Below are 906 nucleotides of genomic sequence, written 5' to 3' on the forward strand. Positions count from 1 at the left end.
CTAATGAAGAAAAATTTAAAGAAACAGATAAAAATGGTAAAATTAAATATTTTAAAACTCAAATTTATCAAACAGTTGCAGATTTTAAAAAATTAGGGGTTGATTCGTATAAATTAAAATCTTCTGGATTTACAGTTAAGGAATTAAGAGATACCGGTTATACAGCTAAGGAATTAAGAGATGCTCTATTTACACTTCGAGAATTAAGAGATGGCGGATTTACAGCTAAAGATTTAAAAAAATATGATTATTCTGCTTATGATTTAAGTTATGGTAGATTTTCAGCCAAAGAATTAAGAGATGCTGGATATACAGATAAAGAAATATTTGATGCTCCATTTACACTTCAAGAATTAAGAGATGCTGGATATACAATTAAGGAAATACAAAAATTTAGATATGTTATTGTTAGTTCTTTAATTCTTGCTGGATATACAGATAAAGAAATATTAGATGCAGGATATTCAGCTGATGAATTAAGATCTGCTAGAAAAAATAAATAAAATTTAATAATTTATAATTTTGCGATGATTTAGAACAATTTTGCTTTTTTTATTTTCGTATATTTGCCTTTTTTGTCCTTAGCAAGACATTAAACTGTTGAAAAAACTTTCAAAATCATAGGGTGTATATGATTTTTAAAGAAATTTAATAATTGTGTGATTAATTTTGTGATGATTATTGAAAACACTTTTACCTCTATTTTGCCTCCATCCTTTGATGGGGGTAAAATATATATTATATGCTTAAATAAATAAATTAAAAAGTAAATATGAAATTAAAAAAGTTTTGTTTATTATTAAATTTTATAAGTTGGTTGTTAAATAAACATTTAAACAACTAAAACTGAACGCAAAATAATGTATTTTAACATATAAAGCTAAGCGCCCTTTACCCTCGCGTGAA

1 pseudogene is annotated in these 906 nt (G+C 24.9%); it reads left to right on the forward strand.

Features of this window, described 5'->3' with window-relative positions:
* Positions 1-503 (forward strand): annotated as a pseudogene (locus ON17_RS03640) (hypothetical protein); the annotation flags it as partial.
* Positions 504-906: the final 403 nt, after the last annotated feature.

It is taken from the genome of Poinsettia branch-inducing phytoplasma str. JR1, assembly GCF_000309465.1.
In the GTDB taxonomy this organism is placed as follows: Bacteria; Bacillota_I; Bacilli_A; order Acholeplasmatales; family Acholeplasmataceae; genus Phytoplasma; species Phytoplasma pruni.